Below are 25,822 nucleotides of genomic sequence, written 5' to 3' on the forward strand. Positions count from 1 at the left end.
CGGGGTGTGAATGGGGGGCCTTGGCGATCCCGTCGGGAGGCTCGCCCCAGGAGTCGCTGCCCTGCCCTTGCTACGGTCAGCCATTGCTGCGGCTTTGGCTTTGGCTTTGGCTGCGGCTTTGGCTTTGGCTTTGGCTGCGGCTGTGGCTGTGGCTGTGGCTGTGCGCAGCTTAAGACTCGCGAAGGCAATAGAAGACCCGGAGGGCGGCCTGCATGGATGCAGGCCGTTTTTCATCGGGACAGGGATGTCCCGTATGAAAAATCCCTGCGTCGGCATCGCTCGTGCGGGCCTGTGATTCAAAGAGAAAGCGTTTTTCTTTGGTTACTTTCTTTTGTCGCTTTTGACAAAAGAAAGTTACCCGCCGCTTTAGTGGCGGAAGCTTTAGGCGTTTGATCTGGATTTTGATCTTGATCTCGCGGGAGCGAAACGCCGCAAGACCGCCGCAGCGCGGTCGCGGCTCGCGCCGCTCCTACCCTGGGACGGGCTGCGGCTGGCATCGGCGCGATATTGAGAGGTCACGGTCGCGGCTCACGCCGCTCCTACAGGAGAAGGATTCGCGATGCTCCCTTCTTCGAGCAAGTGCAAAGCTTTCGCCCGCAAGCGGGCGAGTTACTTTCTTTTGTCATAAGCAACAAAAGTCCGATTGGATTCCCTTCGGTCAAAGGTAACCAAAGAAGTTGCTTTTCTTTGAATCACAAGCCCGCACGCGCGAAGCTGACGCAGGCATGCAACACACGGGACATCCTTGTCCCGGTGTTGCACGGCGCGCATCCATGCGCGCCGCCCTCCGGGTGACCTTTGCCTTCGCGAGACTTAAACCGCGCACAGCCAAAGCCAAAGCCAGAGCCAGAGCCAGAGCCAGAGCCAAAGCCAAAGCCAAAGCCAAAGCCAGAGCGTAAGCCGAGTCGAGTCGAGCTAAAACCAGAGCGGATCAGAATCGGGCGTCGATCGTCAGAAACACCTGCCGCGGCGCGTTGGCATGGAAGGCGAAAGTCTTGCCCTGCGGATCGGACGCACTGAACGCGGACAGATTGCTGGCGGTGCGCTTGTCGGTGAGGTTGCTGCCATTGAGCGCGACCGACCACTGCCGGAACGGACCCATCGCGCCGAAGGTGTAGCGGGCCGAGGCGTCGAAGGTGGTCGAGCCGCCGAAGCCGTTGTCGTTGGTGTAGGTGTAGTAGCGCTTGCCGGTGTACTTGCCGCTCAGGCTCAGCAGCCAGGGGCCGTTGCGATAGCTGACTTCGCTCGACAGCATCTTGTCGGGCACGTCGACCACGCGCTTGTCGCGGGTCTGGATCACGCGGCCGCTATCGATGTAGTTGTCCTGATAGGTCGACTTGTTCCACGACAAGGCGTTGTACCACTGGAACTGTTCGCTCGGCTTCCAGATGAAGACCAGCTCGCTGCCGACACTGTCGACCGAGCCGACGTTGAAGAACTTGGTGATGCACTCCGGCCGGGTGCCGGCTTCGATGCTCGAGCAGGGGTTCAGCGACAACAGGCGGTTGTCGAAACGCACCGCGTACAGGCTCAACGAGGCCTGGTAGGTCTCGCCGACGCGGCGGTAGCCGGCTTCGATGGTGCGCGACTCCTCGGGGTCGAGGCTGTCCTTTTGCGCATCGAACGCGGCCTGGTTGATCGCCAGCGGGCCGCCGGCGCCACCGCCGACGAAGGCCGCGACGTTGCGCGTATAGGCCGCAAACAGCTCCTGGCCTTCGCCGAGCTTGTAGCCGATGCCGAGCTGCGGCAGGAAGCTCTTGTCGGTCTTGAGGCGGCCGGTCGCGTTCGGCACTTCCATGGTCGACGGCGCCACCTGGCGGGCGCGCATGTCGACCTGGGTGCTCTTGGCGCCGATGTCGAGGGTCATGCGCCCGTCGAGCAGGCTGATGGTGTCCTGCAGATAAGCCTGGCGCGTGTTGATGCGGTACTTCTGGAAGAACAGGCGGCGGTCCGGGTCGCGCAGGTAGCGGTCGTCGTTGACCGGGCCTTCGATGAAATAGAAGTTGCGCTGCACATCGTGGTGGTTGCTCTCGTACCAGAAGCCGCCTTCGATGCGGTGGTTGCCGATCTCCCAGTTCAACGACGCCATCGCGCCGTAGCGGTTGATGCCGTAGTTGGTGCTGCGGATCGAGATCGGGATCGCCTTGGAGGTGTTCGGGTAGGAGTAATTGCCCGGCGACCACCAATGGCCCTGGCCGCGGTTGTCGTGGTAGTAGGCCTGCGACTTCAGCTGTAGGCCTTCGCCGAGATTGAACTCGCCGGCGATCGCGGCGAGGTGGTCGGTGCGCAAAGCGCGGCTGGCGTAATAGGCATCGTCGATGCTGTTGGCCGGGCCGCTGAAGGCGCAGCGCGGGTCGCCGGCCAGGTGCTGGCGCGCCGGCCACGGGCGCGGCGCGCAATAGGCCGCGGCCAGGGCGCGTTGCCAATCGGGCTTGTACAGGTTCCAGTCCCAACCGGCGCCGCGCGCGAGCAGGCCCTTGGACAGATAGGCGAAGTTGGCCTGGCTGGTTTCGGCGCTGGCGAGGTAGGCGCTGATGCGGTGGCCGTCACCGAAGTTGTAGACCGCCTTGAGGTTGACCTGGTTCTGGTCCTGGTTGTCGCCCGGCGCCGACCACATGTCGGCGCTGAGGATCGAGCCGGACAGATACATCGAGAAGCCGCCGTGCTCGCCGGTGTCCAGGCGCGCATAGGTGCGGCGGGTCTTGTCGCTGCCGAAGGTCTGGGCCAGGCGCAGGCCGAACTCGGCCTCCGGGTCGGACGAGAAATACTGCAGGGTGCCGCCGAGGTTGCTGGTCGAGGCGGTGCCGAGCGAACCCACGCCGGCGGCGAGTTCTGCGCCGGCGAGGTTTTCGCCGATCAGGGCGCGGCTGATGCCCAGGCCGTTGTAGTTACCGTAGCTGTTGTCGCCGAGCGGGATGCCGTCGAGCGTGTAGCCCAACAGGCGCTGGTTGAAGCCGCGCAGGCTGATGGTCTGGGATTCCTCGTTGGCGCCGTAGACGTCGTTGGACTGCACCGAGATGCCCGGCAGCTTGTTGAGGATCTTCTGTGCGCTGGTGCCCGGGGCCGGCAGCTCGAGGTCGGCGCGCTTGATGCGCTGGACCTGGCGGGTCTCGCCCATGCCGATCACCGACACCGCATCGAGCGTGGTCGCGTCGCTGTCGGCGGCCGCACCGGCCGCAGAGTCGAGGGCACCGCTCTCGAGTTCGGCGGCCTGTGCCGGCAGCATCGCCAGCGCCGACCAGATCGCCAGCACCAGGGTCGGCGTTGCGTGGGCTCGTTTCATTCGCACATCTCCAAAGGGGCATCGATCACAGCCGGCAAGGATGGCGGTCGCAGATGACGCGAAGATGGCGAGGTTGCGCCCGCGACGCCGCTGCGAGGCGCGAGTGCGGCCGCGCCGCGACGCCGATCGCCGACGGCGCGGCCCGCGGATTCATCGACCGCGGTCACGGCGCCGAAGCCCCTCGCCGCCGTCGATCCGCACAGGCCGAATGCGGCGGAGCGCCTGCATTTCCGGCCTTCGGCGCGGCCTCGGCCGGCCCTAACCCTAAGGTGCTATTGGTCGCGGCCGGCCGCGCACCCACCATCGGCAACGGGCGCAGGGACGTGCCGCCGTCGTGCCATGGCCGTTCCGCGATGCCTCCGCATCGAACGATCCGGCGCCGTCCCTACCCAACCAGGAGCCGCCGTGAGCGCCACCACCGCCGACACCCTCCTCGCCAGCGCCCCGGCCATGAGCCCCAGCCAGCGCCTGAAGTCGATCTTCTCCGGGTCGATCGGCAACTTGGTCGAGTACTACGATTGGTACGTCTACAGCGCGTTCTCGCTGTACTTCGCCCACGTGTTCTTCCCCAAGGGCGACCCTATCTCGCAAGCGCTCAATGCCGCGGCAATCTTCGCCGTGGGCTTCCTGATGCGCCCACTCGGCGGCTGGGTGTTCGGCCGTTACGCCGACCGCCGCGGCCGCAAGGCAGCGCTGATGCTGTCGGTGCTGATGATGTGCACCGGCTCGCTGATCATCACCTTTACCCCGGGCTACGAAACCCTGGGCATCTTCGCGCCGATCCTGCTGGTGTTCGCGCGCCTGCTGCAGGGGCTCAGCGTCGGCGGCGAATACGGCAGCTCGGCGACCTACCTCAGCGAGATGTCCTCGCGCGAGAACCGCGGCTTCTGGTCGAGCTTCCTTTACGTCACCCTGATCATGGGCCAGTTGCTCGCCCTGATGGTGCTGATCGTGTTGCAGCAGTTCGTGCTCGACGACGAGCAGCTGAAGTCCTGGGGCTGGCGCATTCCGTTCGCGATCGGCGCCCTGGCCGCGGTGATCGCCCTGTACCTGCGCCGCAACATGCAGGAAACCGAATCCTTCACCAAGCTCAAGGCCAGCGACACGCCGCAGCGCAAGGAAGGCTCGCTGCGCACCCTGATGCAGCACCCGCGCGCGGTATTGACCGTGATCGGCCTGACCATGGGCGGAACGTTGGCGTTCTACACCTACACCAACTACATGCTGAAGTTCCTCACCATCAGCACCGGCTTCGACAAGGAGACCGCGTCGTTGATCAACGCCGCGACCCTGTTCGTCTACATGCTGATGCAGCCGCTGGTCGGCGCCCTGTCCGACCGTATCGGCCGGCGCCCGCTGCTGATCGCCTTCGGCGTGCTCGGCACGGTGCTGACGGTGCCGGTGATGCACCTGATCCAGGACGCACGGACGCCGATGCAGGCGTTCTGGCTGATCATGATCCTGCTCAGCGCGGTCAGCGGCTACACCGCGATCAATGCGGTGGTGAAGGCCGAACTGTTCCCGGTCGAGATCCGCGCGCTCGGCGTCGGCCTGCCCTACGCGCTCACCGTCGCCCTGTTCGGCGGCACCGCCGAGCCGGTGGCGCTGTGGTTCAAGAAGATCGGCATGGAGACCGGCTTCTTCTGGTACGTCAGCGCCTGCATCGCCTGCTCGCTGCTGGTCTACACCCTCATGCCCGACACCCGCAAGCATTCGCACATCGACCGCGACTGAGCGCCAACGCTCCACTCACTGCTCGTTCCTCTTCACTCGTTCCTCGCCTGAGTACCCGCCATGAAAAAGTCCGGCTCGCGTTTCTACCTCTGGGTGCTCGGCGCCATTCTCCTGGGCGGCGTGGTCGGCCACTTCTTCCCGGACTTCGCGGTCAAGCTCAAACCGCTCGGCGATGGCTTCATCTCGCTGATCAAGATGCTGATCGCGCCGATCATCTTCCTGACCGTGGTGCTCGGCATCGCCGGCGTCTCCGACGTCAAGAAGGTCGGCCGTGTCGGCGTGAAGGCGATCCTCTATTTCGAGGTCGTCTCGACCATCGCTTTGGTGATCGGCCTGATCGTGGTCAACACGCTCAAGCCCGGCGCCGGCTTCAACGCCGATCCGGCCACCCTGGATGCGAGCGCGGTCGAGAAGTACGCCGCCGCGGCCAAGGACCAGAGCACGGTCGAGTTCCTCCTGCACATCATTCCCAAGACCTTCACCGACGCCTTCACCGGCAACGGCGACCTGTTGCAGGTGCTGCTGCTCGCGGTGCTGTTCGGCTTCGCCCTGCTGCACATCGGCAAGACCGGCGAGAAAATCGTCGACCTGTTCGAGTCGGTGTCGAAGGTGTTCTTCGGCATGATGAGCATGATCATGAAGCTGGCCCCGATCGGCGCCGGCGCGGCGATGGCCTTCACCATCGGCAAGTACGGCGTCGACTCGCTCGGCCCGCTGGCGCGCCTGATGGGCAGCTTCTACCTGACCTGCGCGGTGTTCATCCTGGTCGTGCTCGGCACCATCGCCTACTTCACCGGCTTCAGCATCCTGCGCTTCATCCGCTACATCCGCGACGAACTGCTGCTGGTGCTCGGCACCTCGTCGTCGGAGTCGGCGCTGGTGCCGTTGATGCGCAAGCTCGAACGCCTGGGCTGTTCCAAGCCGGTGGTCGGCCTGGTGGTGCCGAGCGGATATTCCTTCAACCTCGACGGCACCAACATCTACCTGACCATGGCGACGATCTTCATCGCCCAGGCGCTGAACGTCGACCTGACCCTGACTCAGGAACTGACCCTGCTCGCGGTGGCGATGCTGACCTCGAAGGGCGCTTCCGGCGTCACCGGCGCCGGCTTCATCACCCTCGCCGCGACCCTGACCGTGGTGCCGGCAGTGCCGGTCGCGGGCCTGGCGCTGATCCTCGGCATCGACCGCTTCATGAGCGAGGCGCGCGCATTGACCAACTTCATCGGCAACGGCGTCGCCACCATCGTGGTGGCGCGCTGGGAAAACGAGCTCGATCGCGACAAGCTCAACCATGAGCTGCTCAACCCGCCGAGCGCAGTCGAACTCGATGCCGCCCTGCCCTCGGACACCCACGCGCCGCTGGCCGACAAGATCGCCTGAGCCCTCCGTAACGCCCGCTTAGCCCTCCCCCTCCCTTAGCCATCGCCGCAGCCGGACGCATCGCGTCCGGCACGGCACGCTGCTGCCAGGACGGCTGCTGCACGACCCTGGAGCCCGCCCCGATGCCGCGTCCCGATCGTCTCGCCCTCGCCTTGTCCGCCGTGTTGTTGTCGTCCGCCGCCTGCGCCGCCCAGGCCGCCGGCTTCGACGATTGGCCTACCAAGTACAGCTTCGGCAACGGCACCGAGTTGTCGGCCACCGGCAATTTCGCCTACGACGTGGTCGACTTTTCCGGCGACCGCGGCTACGGCACCGCAGCGACCGCGCTCGGCGACGACGGCCACTACCGTCGCCGCGAGTTCGGCATCGGCCTGAAGAAGAAAGATGTCTACGATTTCACCGCGGTCATGGACTTCGAGTCCAAGCTCTGGCTCGACGTCGCCCTGCGCCTGGAAACCAAGGCGCTGTTCGGCGCCGACTACGGCAAGCTGCGGGTCGGCTATTTCAAGACCCCGGTCAGTATGGAAAGCGTCGCGGCCTCGCGCACGGGCAGCATGATGGAACTGTCGGCGGCCTCGCAGGCGATGTTCCAGGGCCGCCGCACCGGCGTGGAGTGGTCACTGGAACGGCCGCGCTATGCCGTGAGCACCTCCTACTTCTTCGGTCACGACCTGCAGGGCGACAACCCCGGCACCACCGCCGCGGCACGCGCGGTGTGGACGCCGGTCAAGGACAAGAACCGCGTCGTGCACCTGGGCCTGACCGGTTCGGTCGAAAACCCGCACGGCTTCCGCGACGGACGCGGCGCCTACTTCGGCCCGTCGGCGCGGTTCCGTGCGCGCCCGGAGAACGGACTGACGTCGGTGCGCCTGGTCGACTCGGGCAGCCTGCGCAACACCGACCGCATCGTGCGCAACGGCCTGGAAGCGCTGTGGATCGACGGCCCCTGGTCGCTGCAGGCCGAGTACCTGCGCGCCAGCGCCGAACGCGAAAACGGCGCGCGCGATTTCACCGCCCACGGTTATTACGTGACCGGCAGTTGGGTGCTGACCGGCGAAACCCGCCCCTACAGCAACAACAACGTCGCCAACATCAAACCGGCGCACGGCTATGGCGCGGTGGAACTGCTCGCGCGTTACGGCGAGCTCGACCTCGACGACGGCGGCATCGCCGGAGGCCGCCAGCGCGACCTGACCCTCGGCGTGAACTGGTACCTGACCACGCACTTCAAGTTCCAGGCCAATTACGTGCGCGTGTCTGCCGACAAGGGCGTGTTGTCGGCGAGCCCGGACGTGCTGGAGGTGCGGGCGCAGGTGCATTTCTGACGGTACGCAGCTGACGGACCGTCGCATCGTCGTCGCAGTGACGCGGTCGCGGCTTGCGCCGCTCCTACCCGGAAGCTGCGTAGCAAAGGGTAAGAGCGGCGTCCTACTGGATTTCCTCCGCTCACAAGCCGCGACGGCGAACCCTCGACACCCGGCGCCGCTGCGGCCCTCGGCCCAAACCGGTTAGTCTTGCCCCGAGGCCCCAGCGAGCCCCGCCACCGTGATTCCCCGCCCACGCCAGCTCAAGACCGCGCTTTGGATCGCCGCGATCCTGGCCGTGCTGTTGCTGGCAATGCTGATCGCCGGGCGCGTGGCTTATACCCGGGCGCTGCAACGCCAAGCCACCGAGGCGCGCGCCCTGCTCGATCAGCGCGCCCAGGTCATCGAACAGCACATCGACCGCTACCGGATCATGCCGGCGGTGCTGTCGCTCGATCCGCAACTGCGCGCCACCCTCGCCAATCCCGACGACACGCTGCAACGCCAGCGCGCCAACGAACGCCTGGTCCAGCTCAATTTCGCCAACCGCACCAGCACCCTGACCCTGATCGACGGCAACGGCATCGGCATCGCCGCCAGCAACTGGGCGGGGTCGAACAGCAACGTCGGCCATTCCTATGCCTTCCGCCCTTATTTCCAGCAGGCGATGACCGAAGGCACCGGCGAGTTCTATGCGATCGGCGTGACCACCCACGTGCCCGGCCATTTCATCGCCCGCGCCATCCACGACGAACGCGGCGGCGCGGTCGGCGCGGTCGCGGTCAAAGTCGAACTCGAAGACATCCGTTCGGACTGGAGCGAGCGCGGCGACCTGGTGTTGCTCAGCGACGCCAATGGCGTGGTGTTCCTGAGCGCGGCGCCGCAGTGGCGCTACCGCATGCTGGAGCCGCCGACACCGGCGCAACGCCGCGAACTGCAACTGACCCGGCAATACCAAGGGCAGTCCTTGCGCCTGGCCTCGATCCGGCTCGAACGCGACATCGGCGGCGGCGCGCGCGTGGTGCGCCTGCGCGACCCGGCCATGCGCGAGCCGATGCTGTGGCAATCGCTGCACCTGCCGCGCGAAAACTGGACCCTGCACCTGCTGCGCGACACCACGCCGAGCCTGCGCACCGCCTGGATCGCGCGCGCGGTCGCCGCCGGCGGCTGGTTGTTGCTGGTCTCGCTGGCCCTGCTGATCCTGCAGCGTCACCGCATCGCGACGCTGCGCCTGCGCAGCCGGCAGGAACTGGAAAAGATGGTCGAGCACCATGCCGAGGCCTTGCGCACGGCGCAGGACGGCGTGGTCCAGGCCGCCCGCCAGGCCAGCCTCGGCGAAGGCCACAGTCTGGAGCATCTGCCGCAAGGCGTCAGCGTGGTCGATTCGCAACTGCGCCTGGTCGCCTGGAACCAGCGTTACGCCGAGTTGTTCCGCTACCCGCCCGAGCTGCTGCAGGTCGGGCGGCCGATCGAAGACCTGATCCGCTACAACGCCCGCCGCGGCCTGCTCGGCAGCGATCCCGAAGAGGCGATCCGCCGCCGCCTCGATCACCTGCAACGCGGCCAGCCGTATCTGCACGAACGCGAGCGCCCCGACGGCACCGTCATCGAAATCCGCGGCAATCCGATGCCCGACGGCGGCTTCGTCACCAGCTACGCCGACATCACCGCCTACAAGCAGGCCGCGCGCGATCTGCGCACGCTCGCCGACAGCCTCGAACGCGGCATCGAACAACGCACCAGCGACCTGCAGACCGCCAAGGGCGAGGCCGAACGCGCCAACCGCTCCAAGACCCGCTTCGTCGCCGCGGCCGTGCACGACTTGTTGCAGCCCTTGAACGCGGCGCGCATGTATTTGTCGTCGCTACGCCGGCGCGTCGATGCCGAGGGCCGCGAACTCACCGACCACATCGAGGCCGCGCTGGCGGCGCAGGACGACATCTTGTCGAGCCTGCTCGACATCTCGCGCCTGGAATCGGGCGCGCTGGAAGTGCGCCGTGGCGCCCTGCCGTTGGCTCGCGTGTTCGCCACCATCGACAGCCAGTTCCGCATCCTGGCCGAGTCGCGCGGCCTGCGCCTGCACTGCATCGCCTCCAGCGCCGCGGTCGACAGCGACGAAGTGCTGTTGCGCCGGATCGTGCAGAACTTCCTGTCCAACGCCTTGCAGTTCACCCCGCGCGACGGCCGCATCGTGCTCGGCGCACGGCGCCTGCGCAACGGCCTGCGCATCGAGGTCTGGGACACCGGCCCCGGCATTCCGGCCAATAAACTCGAACTGATCTTCGAGGAATTCCAGCGCCTCGACCTCGGCGTCGAAGCGCCGGCGCGCGGCGCCGGGCTCGGCCTGGCGATCGTGCGACGCGTCGCCCAACTGCTCGACCATCGCATCGCGGTGCGTTCGTGGCCCGGCCGCGGCAGCGTGTTCTCGGTGGAAGTGCCGTATGCGGCCACGCAAGCCGAACCGGCTGTGGCCGCGGCTTCGGGCCAAGCCCACGACAGCGATCCCGTATCCGATTTCGATCCGTTGTTGCGCGGTCGTCGCGTGTGGGTGGTGGACGACGATCTGCATTCGCGACAAGCCGCGCAGCGGCTGCTCAGCGATTGGGGCTGCCGCGTCGACACCGCCGCCGACGCTGCCGGCGCCCTGCACATGGCCGCATCGCTGGCCATGCCCGAACTGTTGCTGCTCGATTATCGTCTGGGCGAAAGCACCGGCTTCGAACTGGCCGTCCAACTCGAAGCCGAGTGGGGGCGCATGCCGCCGGTGGTGCTGATGTCGGCCGATGCCGACCCCACCCTGCGCCCGCGCGCCGCCGAACGCGGCTGGAGCTTCCTGCCTAAACCGCTCAAACCGGCCGCACTGCGCGCGCTGTCGATGCGCTTGTTGGGACGCGGTGCGGTTGAGGGATAGCGGTTGCGTGTTCGGAGCGAGCCTTAGTCAGAGACAAGGCACTGCGCTGCTTTGCTTGAGCGTTGGCCGCAAAGCCAAAGCAAATCCCCCCTACCCCCCCTTTTTCAAAAGGGGGAACTGCACGGCTGCCTTGTCGCGTTGTCGGCCGTGCAAGATCCCAGCTCGTAACGAGGTTGCCGACCGGAATAATCGCCCCCTTTGGCAAAGGGGGCTGCGCCCTGCGCCATCACGAGGCCTGAGTTCGGCTCAATGGCGCGGGGGATTTGCTTTAGCGCTCACTGCAAAGCCAAAGCCCCCTCCCTTTTGCAAAGGGGGGAACTTCATACGGGTTCCGGCGTCCTGTTCCGCTACTGCGTCGTCGAGCCGTGCAAGTCCGCGCCTTCGTCTTCCAGCGACAGCCCCTTCACCAGCACCGCCGCCTGGGTGCGCGAGTGGCAACCGAGTTTGCGCAGGATCGCGGTGACGTGAATCTTCACCGTGTTCTCGGCCAGCGACAGTTCGTAGGCGATCTGTTTGTTGAGCAGGCCATCGGCGAGACGCATCAACACGCGCAGTTGCTGCGGCGTCAGCAGGGCAAGACGGTCGGCGAGTTGCGCATCGTGTTCGTCGCGTTCGGCCTTCTGCGCCGGAAACCAGACGTCGCCGGCCAGCACCGCCTTGACCGCTTCGCCGAGCACCGTGGTCGGCGCCGACTTGGGTACGAAGGCGGCGGCGCCGAACTGCTGGGCACGACGGATCGTGCGCGGATGTTCGTTGGAGGAAATGATCACCACCGGCAACTCGGGCCGTTCGCCGCGTACGTATACCAGCGAGGAGAAACCCATCGCGCCGGGCATCATCAGGTCGAGCATGGCGAGGTCGAACTCCTCGCCGCTGGCGATGGCCGCCTCGAGCGCGCTCTGGCTCGACACCTCGACGATACTCGCGCCCGGCGCGATCTCGCCGAGCGCATAACGCAACGCCGCCCGGAACATCGGGTGGTCGTCGGCAATCAACAGGCGCAGGGTCTCGCTCATCGGACTGTGGTCCCCTCGGACTTCGGAGCGGGATCGATGCTACACGCTCGCGGCCGGTTCGGCGGCAGAGGCCCCGGCCCCTTTCGACCCAGGGGAAAGCGGTTGGGGTGCTGCGCAATGGGCCGACGACGCGAGCCGCCATCGCGATGCGTTGGCGAGACACAGGGCGATCGCCGCGGAGAGGGATCGGGGCATCCGGCGGTCCAGCACCCAAACGAAAACGGGGCGGCCAAGGCCGCCCCGTTCATGCATCGCGATGCCGCTGCGATCAGCCCAGCAGATGGGCCACGCCGGCGCGCTCTTCTTCGAGCTCGGCCAGGGTCTTGTCCATGCGCTCGCGGCTGAAGGCGTCGATTTCGAGGCCTTCCACGCGGGTGTATTCGCCGTTCGCGGTGATCACCGGCACACCGTACATCACGCCTTCCGGGATGCCGTAGCTGCCGTCGGAGGGCACGCCCATGGTCACCCACTTGCCGTTGCTGCCGAGCACCCAGTCGCGGATGTGGTCGATCGCGGCGTTGGCCGCCGAGGCCGCCGAGGACAGGCCGCGCGCTTCGATGATCGCCGCGCCGCGCTTGCCGACGGTCGGGATGAAGCTGTCGGCGTTCCAGGCGGCGTCGTTGATCTTGTCCTTCAGCGACACGCCGCCGGCCTTGGCGAAGCGGTAGTCCGGGTACATGGTCGGGCTGTGGTTGCCCCACACGATCAGGCTGTCGATCTCGCCCACGGCGACGCCGGCCTTGGCGGCGAGCTGGCTCAGCGCGCGGTTGTGGTCCAGGCGGAGCATGGCGGTGAAGTTCTTCGCCGGCAGGTCCGGAGCCGACTTCATCGCGATGTAGGCGTTGGTGTTGGCCGGGTTGCCGACCACCAGCACCTTGACGTCGCGCGAAGCGACCTTGTTCAGCGCCGCGCCCTGGGCGGTGAAGATCTTGGCGTTTTCCAGCAGCAGGTCCTTGCGCTCCATGCCCGGGCCGCGCGGACGCGCGCCGACCAGCAGGGCCACGTCGGCGTCCTTGAACGCGACTTCGGCGTCGTCGGTGCCGATCACGCCGGCCAGCAGCGGGAACGCGCAGTCCTCGAGCTCCATGATCACGCCCTTGAGCGCGGCCTGGGCCTTTTCGAGCGGCAGTTCGAGCAACTGCAGGATGACGGGCTGGTCCTTGCCGAGCATTTCGCCGGAGGCGATGCGGAACAGCAGCGAGTAGCCGATCTGGCCGGCAGCACCGGTGACGGCAACGCGGACGGGGGTCTTCATCGGGGTGTTTCCTTCGCTAGTTGATCGATAGTGCGGGCACGGGGCCCGCCAAGGTGATCGTGAATGAGGGTGGAAAGCGCTACGCGCTTTCGAAGGTGGGTAGCCGCGCCAGGCGCTTCAGAGTCGATAGCCCAGCGGTTTCAGCCGGTCCTTGATCTCGTCCATGTCGTAGCCGTAGACGATCTCCTGGCCGACGATGGTCACCGGCACGCCGCGCGCGCCGACCGCGCTCATGGCGCGCTGGCCGGCGGGCGTGTCGATGTCGATGATGCTGTAGCGCACGTCGGCGAGTTCGAAATCCTTGCGCAGCTTTTCGCAGTAGCCGCACCACTCCGCGGCCAGCATGACGATGCGCTTGTCGCCGGTCTGGTGACGCGGGTCATCGGGTTTCAGTTCGGCCTGGCGGGTGGCGAACCAGGCGGTATCGCCCTTGTAGGCCAGCGCATACGCGCCACCGGCCAGACCCAGGATCAGCAGGACGGTGAGTACGCGCATGCGAGGCTTTCCTTGGCTACGTCAGTGATGGGACTGCGCCGGGCTCAGACGAGCTCGGCGAAGAACTCCTGGAACCGCTGCAGGCCCGGAGCGAGCTGCGGCGTCGGGCAGGTGTAGCTGATGCGCAGCGCGCGCGGCTCGCCGAACGCCGAACCCGGCACGCAGGCGACGCCCTTGGTTTCCAGCAGCGCGCTGCAGAAATCCATGTCGTTGCCGATCTTCAGGCCGCTCGGCGCGTGGGTCTTGCCGAAGGCGACGCTGATGTCCGGGAACACGTAGAACGCACCCTGCGGACGCGGGCAGACCACGCCCGGAATGGCGTTCATCACCGCCATGACCTGGTCGCGCTTGGCCTGGAATTCGGCGCATTTCTGCGTCGGCACGTCCTGCGGGCCCGACAGCGCGGCGACTGCGGCGGCGGTGACGACTTCCGGCACGTTGGTGATGTGGTTGGAGTTCATCGTGGTCACGGCCTGGGCGACCGATTCCGGTCCGGCCATGAAGCCCACGCGCCAACCCGGCATGCCGTAGGTCTTGGACAGCGAGTCGATGAAGATCACGCGGTCGCGCAGTTCCGGACGGGCATGGACGAAGTTGTGGTAGCCCAGGCCGTCGAACACCATGCGGTTGTAGATGTCGTCGGTGATGATCCAGGTGTCCGGATACTTCGCCACGACGTCGGCCAGCGCGTCGATTTCTTCCTTCCCGTAGACCATGCCGGTCGGGTTGGACGGGTTGTTGAACAAGAACACCTTCGGCTTCTTCGCCAGTGCGGCGTCGAGCTGGGCGGGGGTGAGCTTGTAGTCCTGCGAAGCCGGGCACGGCAGCAGGTCGATCCGGGCGTTGACGATCTCGGCGATGTCGAGATAACTGGTCCAGTACGGGGTCGGGAACGCGATCGTGTCGCCTTCGTCGAGCAGCGCTTCGGCGATGTTGTAGATCACGTGCTTGGCGCCGATGCCGGTGGCGACGTTGACGCGGCCGTAGCCGGTCAGGCCGATCTTGCTCATGTGCTCGATGAAGGCATCCAGCAAGGCGTCGGCGCCGCGGTTGCTGCCGTACTGGCCGCTGTCTTTGGCCAGCGCATCGCGCACGGCGGCGTAGACATGGTCGCCGGGCAGAAAGTTGGGAACGCCGATCGAAAAGCTGATGATGTCGCGGCCTTCGGCTTTGAGCCGCTTGGCCTTTTCGGCAACCTGCATGATCGCGCTGGGCTTGGCGCGACCGATGCGCCGGGCGAGCTGGGGCATCGTCTTGAACCTCGTGGGGTGGTGTACGACGGAGCTGGTGCGGGAGAGGAGCGTGCGCGAGACGGCAGTGGCGGCGCGTCGGCGTGCCCGGCAGCTGAAGAACAATGCTCCGGAAACGCCTGCCGGAACCACTGGTTCGAGCCGCAAAATGGTAGCACAGCGTCGCCGCCGCGCCGGCTTCGATCAGGCCTGTTTACGCGCCCGGATCGGCGTCTTCGCCGCCGTTCGCGGTGCCCGATCGGCCGCGCCGCTTTGCCGGGGCGGCCGCTTCGGCGCGGCCCTGGCGCGGCAGCCGCGGCGGAGGCCGGCGGCGGCGCTGCAAAAACGAAAAGACGGCCTTGCGGCCGTCTTTCCTGTCCTGCCTTGGAGAGGGCCGCGGCGGTGGCCGCCGCAGCCCCACCACGCCTCAGGCGCGGGCGTTCTCGTCGAGGACCTTGTTCCAGTCGGCGACGCGCTCGGCCTTGGCGGCCAGGGCGCCGGCGACATCGCCTTCGATCTTGACCGACTTGATCTTGTCGCCCTGCTTGACCGCGTCGACCACGTCCAGGCCTTCGAGGACCTTGCCGAACACGGTGTGCTTGCCGTCGAGCCAGTCGCAGACGATGTGGGTGATGAAGAACTGGCTGCCGTTGGTGCCCGGGCCGGCGTTCGCCATCGACAGCACGCCGCGCTGGTGGCCCAGGCCGTTACGGGTCTCGTCTTCGAAACGGTAGCCGGGGCCGCCGGTGCCGGTGCCCTGCGGGCAGCCGCCCTGGATCATGAAGTTCGGGATCACGCGGTGGAAGTTCAGGCCGTCGTAGAAGCCGCGCTGGGCCAGATTGACGAAGTTGGCGACGGTCAGCGGCGCCTTGTCGGCGGCGAGTTCGACGCGGATCGGGCCGCGGTCGGTGTCGAAAGTGGCGATCAGGCTCATACAGCGGACTCCAGATGGTGCGAGGGGATGGGACAACGGACGTTCGGCAGCCGACATGGCGGCGCCCGGGGCCATCCACAAGGGTACCCGATGGACGATTCGGGCCGTCCCGCATGAGCCGCGCGCGGCCGCGCCCGCGGCAGCCGGCGGCGCCTGGCTCAGCTTGGGGCGGTCCGCAGGGGGCGCGGGGAAAACGGCGTCCGAGGCCTGCGCCCCGGGGTCTGCCCGGCCTGGACCGCCCTGCCCCGTTCATAAAACTGGCCCGCAGGCGAATAAATCCTCGCCCCGCAGGCACTTGCCATGTTTGCCCGCTATAATGATCGGCTTACTTCCTCAGCTATAGCGCCTTCCGGCGTCCAATCGCATGTCCATCGAACGCCTGCGCAATATCGCCATCGTCGCCCACGTCGACCATGGCAAGACCACCCTCGTCGACTGCCTGCTCAAGCAGTCGGGCACCCTGTCCGAACGCACGGTGCTGGCCGAGCGCGCGATGGACAGCAACGACCAGGAAAAGGAACGTGGCATCACGATCCTGGCCAAGAACACCGCCATCACCTGGCAGGGCAACCGCATCAACATCGTCGACACCCCAGGCCACGCCGACTTCGGCGGTGAGGTCGAGCGCGTGCTGTCGATGGTCGACTCGGTGCTGATCCTGGTCGACGCGATGGACGGCCCGATGCCGCAGACGCGCTTCGTCACCCAGAAGGCCTTCGCGATGGGCTTCAAGCCGATCGTGGTGGTCAACAAGATCGACCGCCCGGGCGCCCGTCCGGACTGGGTCATCGACCAGGTGTTCGACCTGTTCGACAAGCTCGGCGCCACCAACGAGCAGCTCGACTTCCCGATCGTCTACGCCTCGGCGCTGCACGGCTACGCCAGCCTCGACGACTCCGCGCGCTCGGGCGACATGACCCCGCTGTACGAAGCGATCATGAAGCACGTGGCGCCGCCGCAGGTCGACCTCGACGGCCCGTTCCAGATGCGCATCAGCCAGCTGGACTACAGCAACTTCGTCGGTCTGATCGGCATCGGCCGCATCCAGCGCGGCAAGGTCCGCCGCAACATGCCGGTCAGCGTGATCGACCGTCACGGCAAGAAGCGCCAGGGCAAGGTTCTGCAGGTGCTCGGCTTCATGGGCCTTGAGCGTCTGGAGACCGAGGAAGCCGAGGCCGGCGACATCGTCGCCATCTCCGGCGTCTCCGAGCTGTCGATCTCCGACACCGTGTGCGCGCTCGATACCCCGGAAGCCCTGCCGGCCCTGACGGTGGACGAACCGACCATCAGCATGACCTTCCAGGTGAACAATTCGCCGTTCGCCGGCAATAAAGAACTCAGCGGCGGCAAGTTCCTCACCAGCCGCCAGCTGCGCGAGCGCCTGGAGCGCGAGACGCTGCACAACGTGGCGCTGAAGGTCGAGGAAGGTTCCGACCCGGACAAGTTCCTGGTCTCGGGCCGCGGCGAGCTGCACCTGTCGGTGCTGATCGAAAACATGCGCCGCGAAGGTTTCGAGCTGGCCGTGTCGCGCCCGGAAGTCATCATCAAGGAAATCGACGGCAAGCTGATGGAGCCGATCGAGCAATTGGTGGTCGACATCGAAGAGCAGCACCAGGGCGGCGTCATGGAGAAGCTCGGCACCCGCAAGGCCCAGCTCAAGAACATGGAGCCCGACGGCAAGGGTCGCGTGCGCCTGGATTACATGATCCCGGCGCGTGGCCTGATCGGCTTCCAGAACGAGTTCCGCACCCTGACCCAGGGTTCGGGCCTGCTGTTCCACGTGTTCGACCATTACGGCCCGAAGGAACAGGGCGCGATCGCCAAGCGCATCAACGGCGTGATGATCGCGAATGCGCCGGGCGCCACTCCGGCCTACTCGCTGGGCCCGCTGCAGGAGCGCGGCCGCCTGTTCGCCGCCGAGGGCGACAACGTGTACGAGGGCCAGCTGATCGGTATCCACTCCAAGGACAACGATCTGACCGTCAACGCCATCAAGACCAAGCCGCTGACCAACATGCGCGCTTCGGGCAAGGACGATGCGATCCAGCTGAGCCCGGCGATCAAGTACACGCTGGAGCAGGCCCTGGACTTCATCGAGGACGACGAGCTGGTCGAAGTCACCCCGAAGGAAATCCGCCTGCGCAAGAAGTTCCTCACCGAAAGCGATCGCAAGCGCGCCTCGCGCGCGGCCTGATCGTTACGACCGCCGCCTTGTCCGCAAGGCGGCATCGCCCCAACGCTCTCCCGCCCGCGGGAGAGGCCCGGGGCCAAGGAACGCGCGCCGATGGCGCGCGTTTCGGTTTCTGCGGCCTGCCTGCAGTCGATCCTGCGGCCGGCGGCCTGTATCGGCACAGTCGACGGCCACGCTCGACGGCGCAGGCCGGGAACCCTGACGCACAACCGGGATCGAACGCCGCATGTCCATGCACGATCTGATCATGTCCGCCCCTATCCGGTCCGCCTCTATCCGGCTCGATTCCACCCGGTTCGACCCAAGCCCCTTCGATTCCTGCCGATTCGCTTCGAACCGACACGCACGGCCTCGCCTGCGATCCGCATCCGGCGCACCGCGATGACCTCGACCGCCCCCGACTACGACAGCGACCCCAAGGCCCATCCGGGCCTGCACCTGATCGCCGCGGTCGAAGCAATCAAGGGCCTGCTCGCCTTGTCGGCCGCGAGCGGGCTGGAACTGCTCGGCCCAGCGCCTTTGCAGCGCTGGATCGAAGAACTCATCAAACGCTTCCACCTCGATCCCGAACACGGCTCGCTGGCCTGGCTCGCGCAGGCGATCAGCCCGCACTCGGTGCACCTGGCCGCCGGCGTCGTGCTCGCCTACGGCCTGTTGCATCTGCTCGAAGCCTGGGGCCTGTGGAAGGCGAAGGCCTGGGCCTCGTGGCTCGGCTGCATCGGCGCGGCCCTGTATCTGCCGTTCGATCTCTATGCCCTGTATCGCCATCCCGGCTGGCTGGCCATTGCAGTTCTCATAATCAACGTGATCGTGGTTTGGGTTCTCGGCCGCGACCTGTTCAAGCGCCGTCACTGAGGCCGGCCGTCGCAGTTCGGCGGCGACATCCAGGCGTGCCGGAACCTGCCGCAAGCACCACGATCGGGCTCGGAATCACAGGCGCCGCCCACCCGGCGGGTGTATCGTTTTGAGGTCGCGGCCCCGGCCCGACCGCATGCCGCGGCCTCCGCAGCCCGGCTTGCGCGATGCAAGGCCGTGCGGACGCGCGCAAGCCATCGCCCGCGGTTCCACCGTCCCGGCAAGGCCCCACTCCCCAACGCGAGGAACGTATATGAAGACCTGGTCCAAGCCTCAGATCCGCGAAATCTCGGTCGGCTGCGAAATCAATTCGTACTCCTCCGGCGACCTGTTCTGAATCATGCCCGCTTCCGCCGTCGCAACGCGCGCGAGTCGTAACGCTGGCCCGATGGCGACACGATGATGCATATCGTCGTGCTCGGTGCGGCGGCCGGAGGCGGTTACCCGCAGTGGAATTGCAACACTCCCGGCAGCCGGCGCGCCTGGCGCCAGGAGCCCGGCCATAAGCGCCGCAGCCAGGCCAGCATCGCGGTCAGCGCCGATGGCGAACGCTGGCTGCTGATCAACGCCTCGCCCGATTTCCGCCAGCAGGTGCTGGCTATCCCGCGGCTGTGGCCGCAACGCGGCCTGCGCCATTCGCCGATCGAGGCGGTGCTGCTGACCAGCGGCGAGATCGACCACATCGCCGGCCTGCTGTCGATGCGCGAACGCCAGCGCTTCGACCTGTGGGCTAGCGCGCGCGTGCTGCAGTTGCTGCGCGACAACGCGATCTTCGACGCGCTGGATCCCGAGTACGTGACGCGCAGGCCGCTCACCCTCGATGCGCCGCTCGATGTCGCCGGCCTCGATGCTCCCCTCGGTCTGCGCGTGACCGCGTTCAGCGTACCCGGCAAGGTGCCCTTGTTCATGGAATCGCGCAGCGGCGGCGACCTCGCCGGCTCGGCCGAGGAAACCGTCGGCCTGGAAATTTCCGACGGCGCGCAACGCTGCTTCTATATCCCCGGCTGCGCGGCGATGACGCCGGCCTTGCGCGAACGCTTGCGCGGCGCGGCCCTGGTGTTCTTCGACGGCACCCTATGGCGCGACGACGAGCTGATCCGCGCCGAAGTCGGGCGCAAGACCGGCGCGCGCATGGGCCACATGAACATCCTCGGCCAAGGCGAAGGCGACGCCGGCGGCACCCTCGCCGCGTTCGCCGACCTCGACGTGCGGCGCAAGCTGTTCATCCATCTCAACACCACCAACCCGGTGCTCGACGAGGCCTCGCCCGAACGCGCGCACGTCGCCGCGCACGGCTGGGAAGTCGCCGAGGACGGCATGGAGATCACACTGTGATGGAGATCGGGCTGTGAACGCGCACGCCATCGAAACCGATCCGTCCGAGCCGCGCATCGCCGACGACGCGCTGCTCACGCCGGCGCAGCTCGAAGCGCGCCTGCGCGCGATCGGCGCCGAGCGTTATCACGACAAGCATCCCTTCCATGCGCTGCTGCACAGCGGCCGTCTGAACCGCGGCCAGGTCCAGGCCTGGGCGCTCAATCGTTTCGAGTACCAGCGCTGCATCCCGCTCAAGGACGCCGCCCTGCTCGCCCGCATCGAAGATCCCGACCTGCGCCGCGTCTGGCGCCAGCGCATCGTCGATCACGACGGCGAACGACCCGGCGACGGCGGCATCGCGCGTTGGCTGCACCTCACCGATGCGCTCGGCCTCGACCGCGACCTGGTCGAGTCCGGACGCGGCCTGTTGCCGGCGACGCGTTTCGCGGTCCAGGCCTATATCCACTTCGTGCGCGAACGCAGCCTGCTCGAAGCCATCGCCTCGTCGCTGACCGAACTGTTCGCGCCGAACATCATCGGCCAGCGCGTCGCCGGCATGCTCGCCCACTACGACTTCGTATCGAAACAGGCGCTCGCCTATTTCGATTCGCGCCTGCACCAGGCGCCGCAGGACGCCCACTTCGCCCTCGACTACGTCAAACGCCATGCGCGCACCCGCGAGCAGCAGGACGCGGTCTGCGCGGCGCTGCGCTTCAAGTGCGAGGTGCTGTGGTCGATGCTCGATGCGCTCTACCTGGCCTATGTCGGCAATGCACCCGGCGAGGACCGCATCGACATGATCCCGCCGGGCGCTTTCCGTCCCGACCCGCAGCCCGCCCCGGAGCCCGGCGCATGAGCGCGACGATCGATGCCCGCGCGGTGCCGCGCTTCCCCGCCGGCGTGCGTCTGCAACACGACCGCGCGCGCGAACAATGGGTGCTGCTCGCGCCCGAACGCGTGGTCGAACTCGACGAGATCGCCCACGCCGTGCTGGCGCGCGTCGACGGCGCCGCCGACGTCGGCGCGATCGTCGCCGCGCTCGCGGCCGAGTACGACGCCGATGCCGAGCAAGTCCGCGGCGACGTGCTCGAACTGTTCGCCAACCTGCTCGACAAGCGCATGCTCGCGGTCGCAGCGCCGGCCTCATGACCGCGGCGACGTCATCGCCGACCCTGGCCGCCGCGCTGGCGCCGCCATTGCGCGCCGAACGCGTACCGGCACCGCCGCTGGCGGTGCTGCTCGAACTCACCCATCGCTGCCCGCTGTCCTGCCCCTACTGCTCCAATCCGCTGCAGCTGGTCGGCCTGCGCGACGAACTGGCGACCGCCGACTGGCTGCGCGTGCTCGGCGAAGCCGCCGAACTCGGCGTGCTGCAGGTGCACTTCTCCGGCGGCGAGCCGACCCTGCGCAAGGATTTGCCCGAGTTGCTGCGACACGCGCGTTCGCTGGGCCTGTACTGCAACCTGATCACCTCCGGGGTCGGCGTCGAGCGCGAACGTCTGCTGACCCTGCAACAGGCGGGCCTCGATCATCTGCAACTGAGCATCCAGGACAGCGAGGAACGCGGCGCCGACCGCATCGCCGGGTATGCCGGCAGCCATCGGCGCAAGCTCGCCCTGGCGCGCTGGTGCGGCGAACTGGGCATGCCGCTGACTCTCAACGCCGTGGTCCATCGCCACAACGCCGAAAGAGTCGCGGCGATGATCGAACTCGCGCTCGATCTCGGTGCCGGCCGGCTCGAAGTCGCCCACACCCAGTACTACGGTTGGGGCCTGAAGAACCGCGCCGCGCTGATGCCGACCCGCGCGCAGCTCGATGCCGTCACCGCCGTGGTCGAGGACGCGCGCCTGCGCCTGCGCGGCACCCTGACCATCGACTACGTCACTCCCGACTATTACGCGCGCCGTCCCAAGGCCTGCATGGGCGGCTGGGCGCAGCGCTTCGTCAACATCACTCCGGAAGGCAAGGTCCTGCCCTGCCACGCTGCCGAAACCATCGCCGGGCTGCATTTCGATTCGGTGCGCGAACGCGGCCTGGGCGAGATCTGGCGCGAGTCGGACGCCTTCCAGCGGTACCGCGGCACCGACTGGATGCCGGAGCCCTGCCGCGGCTGCGACCGTCGCGAGATCGACTGGGGCGGTTGCCGTTGCCAGGCGCTGGCTTTGAGCGGACGCGCCGACACCCTGGACCCGGTCTGCGATCGCTCGCCCGACCACGCCGGCGTGCGCGAACTGGCCGAGCGCGAATCGCAGGCGCCGGCGCCGGAATTCGTTTATCGCAAGATCCGGCCCGCGGGCAGCCGCGCGCCCTGAGCCGCATCGGCGCGCCGACACTCGCGCACTGTCCATAGGAGGACCGCCATCCGACCGAACGGCAGCCTGCGCCGCACCAGCGGACGAGTGTGCCTCGCCCGCGTACGTTCGCGCGGGCATACTCGCCCGAGTCTCTGCAGGAATCCGCCATGTCCGCCACGCCCGCGCTGCGCCTGAGCGCCGTCGCGCTCGTCCTGGCCGTCGCCGGCTGCGCGAGCAGCGGCGCGCCGCGCCCGACCCGCCCGGCCGTGCCGGCCGACCTGCCACGCGGTTTCCTGCCTGCCGACCCGCTGCGCCTCACCGAGGCCGACAGCGCGACCTTGGCGACACGCATGGCCGCCGGCGACTTCAGCAGCGTCAAACTGACCCAGGCCTACCTCGACCGCATCGCCGCCCTCGACGACGACGGGCCGAGGCTCAACGCGGTGATCGAACTCAACCCGAATGCCGTGGCCGAGGCGCGCGCGCTCGACGAAGAACGCAAGGCCGGCCGGCTGCGCGGCCCGCTGCACGGCATCGCGGTGCTGATCAAGGACAACATCGACGCCACGCCGATGGTCAATTCGGCCGGCTCGCTGGCCTTGGCCGCGCACCGCCCGCCGCAGGACGCGCCGCTGGTCGCCGCGTTGCGCCAGGCCGGCGCGGTAATCCTCGGCAAGACCAATCTCAGCGAGTGGGCCAATTTTCGCTCGACCCGCTCGATCTCCGGTTGGAGCGGCCGCGGCGGCCTGACCCGCAATCCCTACGCGCTCGACCGCACCGCCTGCGGCTCCAGCAGCGGCACCGGCGCCGCCATCGCCGCCAGTCTGGCCACCCTCGGCGTCGGCACCGAGACCGACGGCAGCATCCTGTGCCCGGCGGCCATGAACGGCCTGGTCGGCTTCAAGCCCAGCGTCGGCCTGGTCAGCCGCGCCGGCATCATTCCGATCTCGCACAGCCAGGACAGCGCCGGCCCGATGGCGCGCAACGTCACCGATGCCGCGCGACTGCTGAGCGTGCTCGCCGCGGCCGACGCCGGCGGCGACGACGCCGCGCAAGCCGCCACCGGCAAACGCATCGACGACTACGTCGCGACGCTCGACGCCGAGTCCTTGCGCGGCGCCCGCCTGGGTTTCATCCGCGACTCCGGGGTCAAGACGCCTCCATCGATCGATGCGCTCCTCGAACGCACGTTCAAGGGCATGCGCGACGCCGGCGCGACCATCGTCGAGGTGCGGATCCCGACCACCGGGCAATGGAACGCCGCCGAGTTCCAGGTGCTGCTGTACGAGTTCAAGGACGGCGTCGAACGCTACCTGCGCGAACACGATGCACCGGTCAAAACGCTGAGCGAGCTGATCGCCTTCAACCGCGCCAACGCCGCGACCGAGATGCCTTACTTCGACCAGGAGCTGCTCGAACAGGCCGACAAGAAAGGCAGCCTCAAGGAGCCGGCCTATCGCAAGGCCGCGGCGCGCGCGCGCCAGCTCGCCGGCGCGCAAGGCATCGATGCGGTGATGAAGCGGCACAAGCTCGACGCCTTGATCGCGGTGGCGACGACCCCGGCGTTCATGGTCGATGCGGTCAACGGCGACCCCTTCGGCGGCGCGAGCTGGGGCGCGGCCGCGGTGGCCGGCTACCCGAGTTTGACCGTGCCGCTCGGCGAAGCCTCCGGCCTGCCGGTCGGCATGGTCTTCATGGGCCGGCGCTGGAGCGATGAGAAGCTGCTGTCGCTGGGCTATGCCTTCGAGCAACTGACTCAGGCGCGCACCGCGCCGAGGTACCGGGCGACACTGAACCCCTGAGCCACGCATCGGCGCGGCTCACGCCATCGCGATAGGCAAGCGATCAATCGCGCAGAAAAGCAGTCGTCGTCGACCACAGCGCGGAGCGCCGCGGTTGCAGGTGCAGCCAATGATTGCCGCCCGAAATCTTGACCTCGCGCCGCTCCGCCGCCCGGCTGAGTTCGGCATACAGTCGCGCGGCATCGGCATCGGTGGTGACGTGGTCCCACTCGCCGCGCACGATCAAAGTCGGCTGACGCACGCGTGCATTGTCGACCAGCGCCTGTCCGGCCCAGAGTCGCTCGATGTCGGCGACCGGCCCGTTGGGTACTCTCACCGACGACGGGCTGCGCGTCGCCGAGCCTTCGTCGCTGTCCAGATAGGCCTGGCACCAGCGTTCCAGTTCCTGCGAACTGACCGGCGTGGCCGCATCCGCCGGCAAACCAGAGCGCTGCCGAGGCCGTTGATCGGCCGCGCTGATCAAGGTCCAGGCCGGCTTGGCCTCATCGCCTGGCGAGCCTTCGCGAGTCGAAACCGGCCCGAACAACACCAGCTTGGCCACCGCATCGGGATGCTCGATCGCCGCCTGCCGTGCCGGCAGCGTGCCCCAGGAATGCGCAAGCAGATGAATCGGCGCCCGCGGCCGTTCGCGTCGTATCGCCGCGATGGCCGCGGCGATCTGCGCCGCGCCCATGCGGTAGTCGCCCCACGGCGGCGCCGAATCCCGATCGGCGCGGAACGCCGACGGACGTTCGGAATGGCCATAACCGGCGAAATCCAGTCCCCAGGCATCGAAACCCTGGGCCTGCAGATGGTCGAGCCACGACAGCCCGCCCATGCGCCAGCCGACCGACAAATCGCAGGGGAACGTCGCGCCATGCACGTACAGCACCACCGGGCCGGCGGCCGGCTGCCGCACGAGCGACAAGCGCAGCGTTTCCCCATCCAGGGCGCATGCGACCGAGCGCCGCTCCTGCGCAGACGGGCTGCCGGTGGTCATTGCCGGCAGCGGCACTATCGACAGCGCCATCGCCGATAGCGGCCAGGTCATCAGATCGCGTCGGTTCATTGCAGTCGTCGCAGAGGGAGATGGCGCGATTGTGCGCATTGCATCGTCGGAACGATTCGGCCGGCAGCGAAGCGTGGGCGTCGCGATTGCGAGAGGTTGCATCATGCAGCCGAGGTTCCGTCGCATCGGCGAATTCGCGGTCGCGGCTTGCGCCGCTCCTACCCAAGAGCAACGACGGCTTTTGCTTTTGCTTTTAGAGCTTGGCGCAGTTCCGAACTTGCGATGCAATCGTAGACCCGGAGGGCGGCGCACAGGACGTGCGCCGTTTTTCGATAGGACAAGGATGTCCTATCGAAAAATCCCTGCGCAGGCATCGCACTCGTGGCCTGTGCCCTTGCAAGGAGAGCCCTTTTCTTTGGTTACTTTCTTTTGGGCTTAGCAAAAGAAAGTAACCCGGCCGCGTAGCGGACGGAAGCTCTGCACTTGCTTGTGGCTTTCATACAAGCAAGATCAAACGATAAAAGCTTCCGCCACTAAAGCGGCGGGTAACTTTCTTTTGTCTAAAGCAACAAAAGAAAGTAACCAAAGAAAAATGCTTTTGTTTTGAATCACAGGCCCGCACGAGCGACGCATACGCGGGGATTTTTCATACGGGACATCCCTGTCCCGATGAAAAACGGCCCGCATCCATGCGGGCCGCCCTCCGGGTCTTCTATGGCCGTCGCGAAGCTTAGACGGCGCACAGCAACAGCAAGGGCAACGGCAATCGTCCGATGTTCGTGCTCGGGAGCAGCCCCCGTCTGGATTTCCTTCGGTCGCAAGCCGCCACCG

The 25,822-nt window shown here is 67.1% G+C and carries 19 protein-coding genes; 12 read left to right on the forward strand and 7 right to left on the reverse strand.

All coding sequences use genetic code 11. The features are described 5' to 3' along the window. Positions 1 to 931 precede the first annotated feature (931 nt). A complete protein-coding gene (locus ACKN61_RS18300; protein ID WP_408950724.1) occupies positions 932 to 3,283 on the reverse strand; it encodes a TonB-dependent receptor in 2,352 nt (783 codons plus the stop codon). A 405-nt stretch (positions 3,284 to 3,688) separates the two neighbouring features. Between ACKN61_RS18300 and ACKN61_RS18305 the strand changes: the two genes are divergently transcribed. From ACKN61_RS18305 to ACKN61_RS18320, 4 genes are all read left to right on the forward strand, one after another. Next, on the forward strand, positions 3,689 to 5,017 hold the full coding sequence (locus ACKN61_RS18305; protein WP_408950725.1) for an MFS transporter: 1,329 nt from the start codon (positions 3,689 to 3,691) through the stop codon (positions 5,015 to 5,017). Positions 5,018 to 5,077: 60 nt separating this feature from the next. Further along, a complete protein-coding gene (locus ACKN61_RS18310; protein ID WP_051885240.1) occupies positions 5,078 to 6,400 on the forward strand; it encodes a dicarboxylate/amino acid:cation symporter in 1,323 nt (440 codons plus the stop codon). A gap of 122 nt (positions 6,401 to 6,522) precedes the next feature. Then, positions 6,523 to 7,725: an OprO/OprP family phosphate-selective porin gene (locus ACKN61_RS18315; RefSeq protein WP_408950726.1), complete on the forward strand. Its 1,203-nt coding sequence runs from the start codon at positions 6,523 to 6,525 to the stop codon at positions 7,723 to 7,725. 223 nt (positions 7,726 to 7,948) lie between these two features. Then, positions 7,949 to 10,615, forward strand: a complete 2,667-nt coding sequence (locus tag ACKN61_RS18320) for a PAS-domain containing protein (RefSeq protein ID WP_408953856.1) — start codon at positions 7,949 to 7,951, stop codon at positions 10,613 to 10,615. 347 nt (positions 10,616 to 10,962) lie between these two features. On the opposite strand, the gene ACKN61_RS18325 is transcribed toward ACKN61_RS18320, so the two are convergent. The 5 genes from ACKN61_RS18325 to ACKN61_RS18345 all read right to left on the reverse strand — a co-directional run bounded on the left by ACKN61_RS18325 (position 10,963) and on the right by ACKN61_RS18345 (position 15,544). Then, positions 10,963 to 11,631, reverse strand: coding sequence for a LuxR C-terminal-related transcriptional regulator (locus tag ACKN61_RS18325; RefSeq protein WP_408950727.1), 669 nt, complete (start codon positions 11,629 to 11,631; stop codon positions 10,963 to 10,965). Positions 11,632 to 11,899: 268 nt separating this feature from the next. Beyond that, positions 11,900 to 12,886, reverse strand: coding sequence for a malate dehydrogenase (locus ACKN61_RS18330; protein WP_408950728.1), 987 nt, complete (start codon positions 12,884 to 12,886; stop codon positions 11,900 to 11,902). A gap of 117 nt (positions 12,887 to 13,003) precedes the next feature. Further along, a complete protein-coding gene (locus ACKN61_RS18335; protein ID WP_031373214.1) occupies positions 13,004 to 13,381 on the reverse strand; it encodes a glutaredoxin domain-containing protein in 378 nt (125 codons plus the stop codon). Between the two features lie 44 nt (positions 13,382 to 13,425). Further along, entirely contained in the window at positions 13,426 to 14,631 is a 1,206-nt protein-coding gene (locus tag ACKN61_RS18340) for a pyridoxal phosphate-dependent aminotransferase (RefSeq protein ID WP_408950729.1), read from the reverse strand. A gap of 406 nt (positions 14,632 to 15,037) precedes the next feature. Next, positions 15,038 to 15,544, reverse strand: a complete 507-nt coding sequence (locus ACKN61_RS18345) for a peptidylprolyl isomerase (protein WP_031373212.1) — start codon at positions 15,542 to 15,544, stop codon at positions 15,038 to 15,040. A 364-nt stretch (positions 15,545 to 15,908) separates the two neighbouring features. On the opposite strand from ACKN61_RS18345, the gene typA reads away from it, so the two are divergent. The 8 genes from typA to ACKN61_RS18385 all read left to right on the forward strand — a co-directional run bounded on the left by typA (position 15,909) and on the right by ACKN61_RS18385 (position 24,003). Further along, a complete protein-coding gene (typA, locus tag ACKN61_RS18350) occupies positions 15,909 to 17,738 on the forward strand; it encodes a translational GTPase TypA (RefSeq protein ID WP_408950730.1) in 1,830 nt (609 codons plus the stop codon). Between the two features lie 378 nt (positions 17,739 to 18,116). Continuing rightward, positions 18,117 to 18,590: a DUF2127 domain-containing protein gene (locus tag ACKN61_RS18355; protein WP_031373210.1), complete on the forward strand. Its 474-nt coding sequence runs from the start codon at positions 18,117 to 18,119 to the stop codon at positions 18,588 to 18,590. A 253-nt stretch (positions 18,591 to 18,843) separates the two neighbouring features. Next, positions 18,844 to 18,927, forward strand: coding sequence for a pyrroloquinoline quinone precursor peptide PqqA (gene pqqA, locus ACKN61_RS18360; RefSeq protein WP_036111709.1), 84 nt, complete (start codon positions 18,844 to 18,846; stop codon positions 18,925 to 18,927). A 65-nt stretch (positions 18,928 to 18,992) separates the two neighbouring features. Next, positions 18,993 to 19,925, forward strand: coding sequence for a pyrroloquinoline quinone biosynthesis protein PqqB (gene pqqB, locus ACKN61_RS18365; protein WP_408953857.1), 933 nt, complete (start codon positions 18,993 to 18,995; stop codon positions 19,923 to 19,925). Positions 19,926 to 19,980: 55 nt separating this feature from the next. Beyond that, complete coding sequence (gene pqqC, locus ACKN61_RS18370) at positions 19,981 to 20,763, forward strand: pyrroloquinoline-quinone synthase PqqC (RefSeq protein WP_408953858.1); 783 nt, start codon at positions 19,981 to 19,983, stop codon at positions 20,761 to 20,763. After that, positions 20,760 to 21,056: a pyrroloquinoline quinone biosynthesis peptide chaperone PqqD gene (pqqD, locus tag ACKN61_RS18375; RefSeq protein WP_408950731.1), complete on the forward strand. Its 297-nt coding sequence runs from the start codon at positions 20,760 to 20,762 to the stop codon at positions 21,054 to 21,056. The genes pqqC and pqqD overlap by 4 nt, the downstream gene beginning before the upstream one ends. Beyond that, positions 21,053 to 22,219, forward strand: a complete 1,167-nt coding sequence (gene pqqE, locus ACKN61_RS18380; protein ID WP_408950732.1) for a pyrroloquinoline quinone biosynthesis protein PqqE — start codon at positions 21,053 to 21,055, stop codon at positions 22,217 to 22,219. Before pqqD ends, pqqE begins: the two co-directional genes overlap by 4 nt. Positions 22,220 to 22,368: 149 nt before the next feature. Beyond that, a complete protein-coding gene (locus ACKN61_RS18385) occupies positions 22,369 to 24,003 on the forward strand; it encodes an amidase (RefSeq protein ID WP_408950733.1) in 1,635 nt (544 codons plus the stop codon). Positions 24,004 to 24,046: 43 nt separating this feature from the next. Here the strand turns inward: ACKN61_RS18385 and ACKN61_RS18390 are convergent, their stop codons facing one another. Further along, positions 24,047 to 25,051 carry an alpha/beta hydrolase gene (locus ACKN61_RS18390; RefSeq protein WP_408950734.1) on the reverse strand — a complete coding sequence of 335 codons (1,005 nt, stop codon included), beginning with the start codon at positions 25,049 to 25,051 and terminating at the stop codon, positions 24,047 to 24,049. Between the last annotated feature and the right edge of the window lie 771 nt (positions 25,052 to 25,822).

Origin of the sequence: Lysobacter sp. Hz25 (assembly GCF_046097045.1) — a bacterium.
Lineage (GTDB): Bacteria > Pseudomonadota > Gammaproteobacteria > Xanthomonadales > Xanthomonadaceae > Lysobacter > Lysobacter antibioticus_B.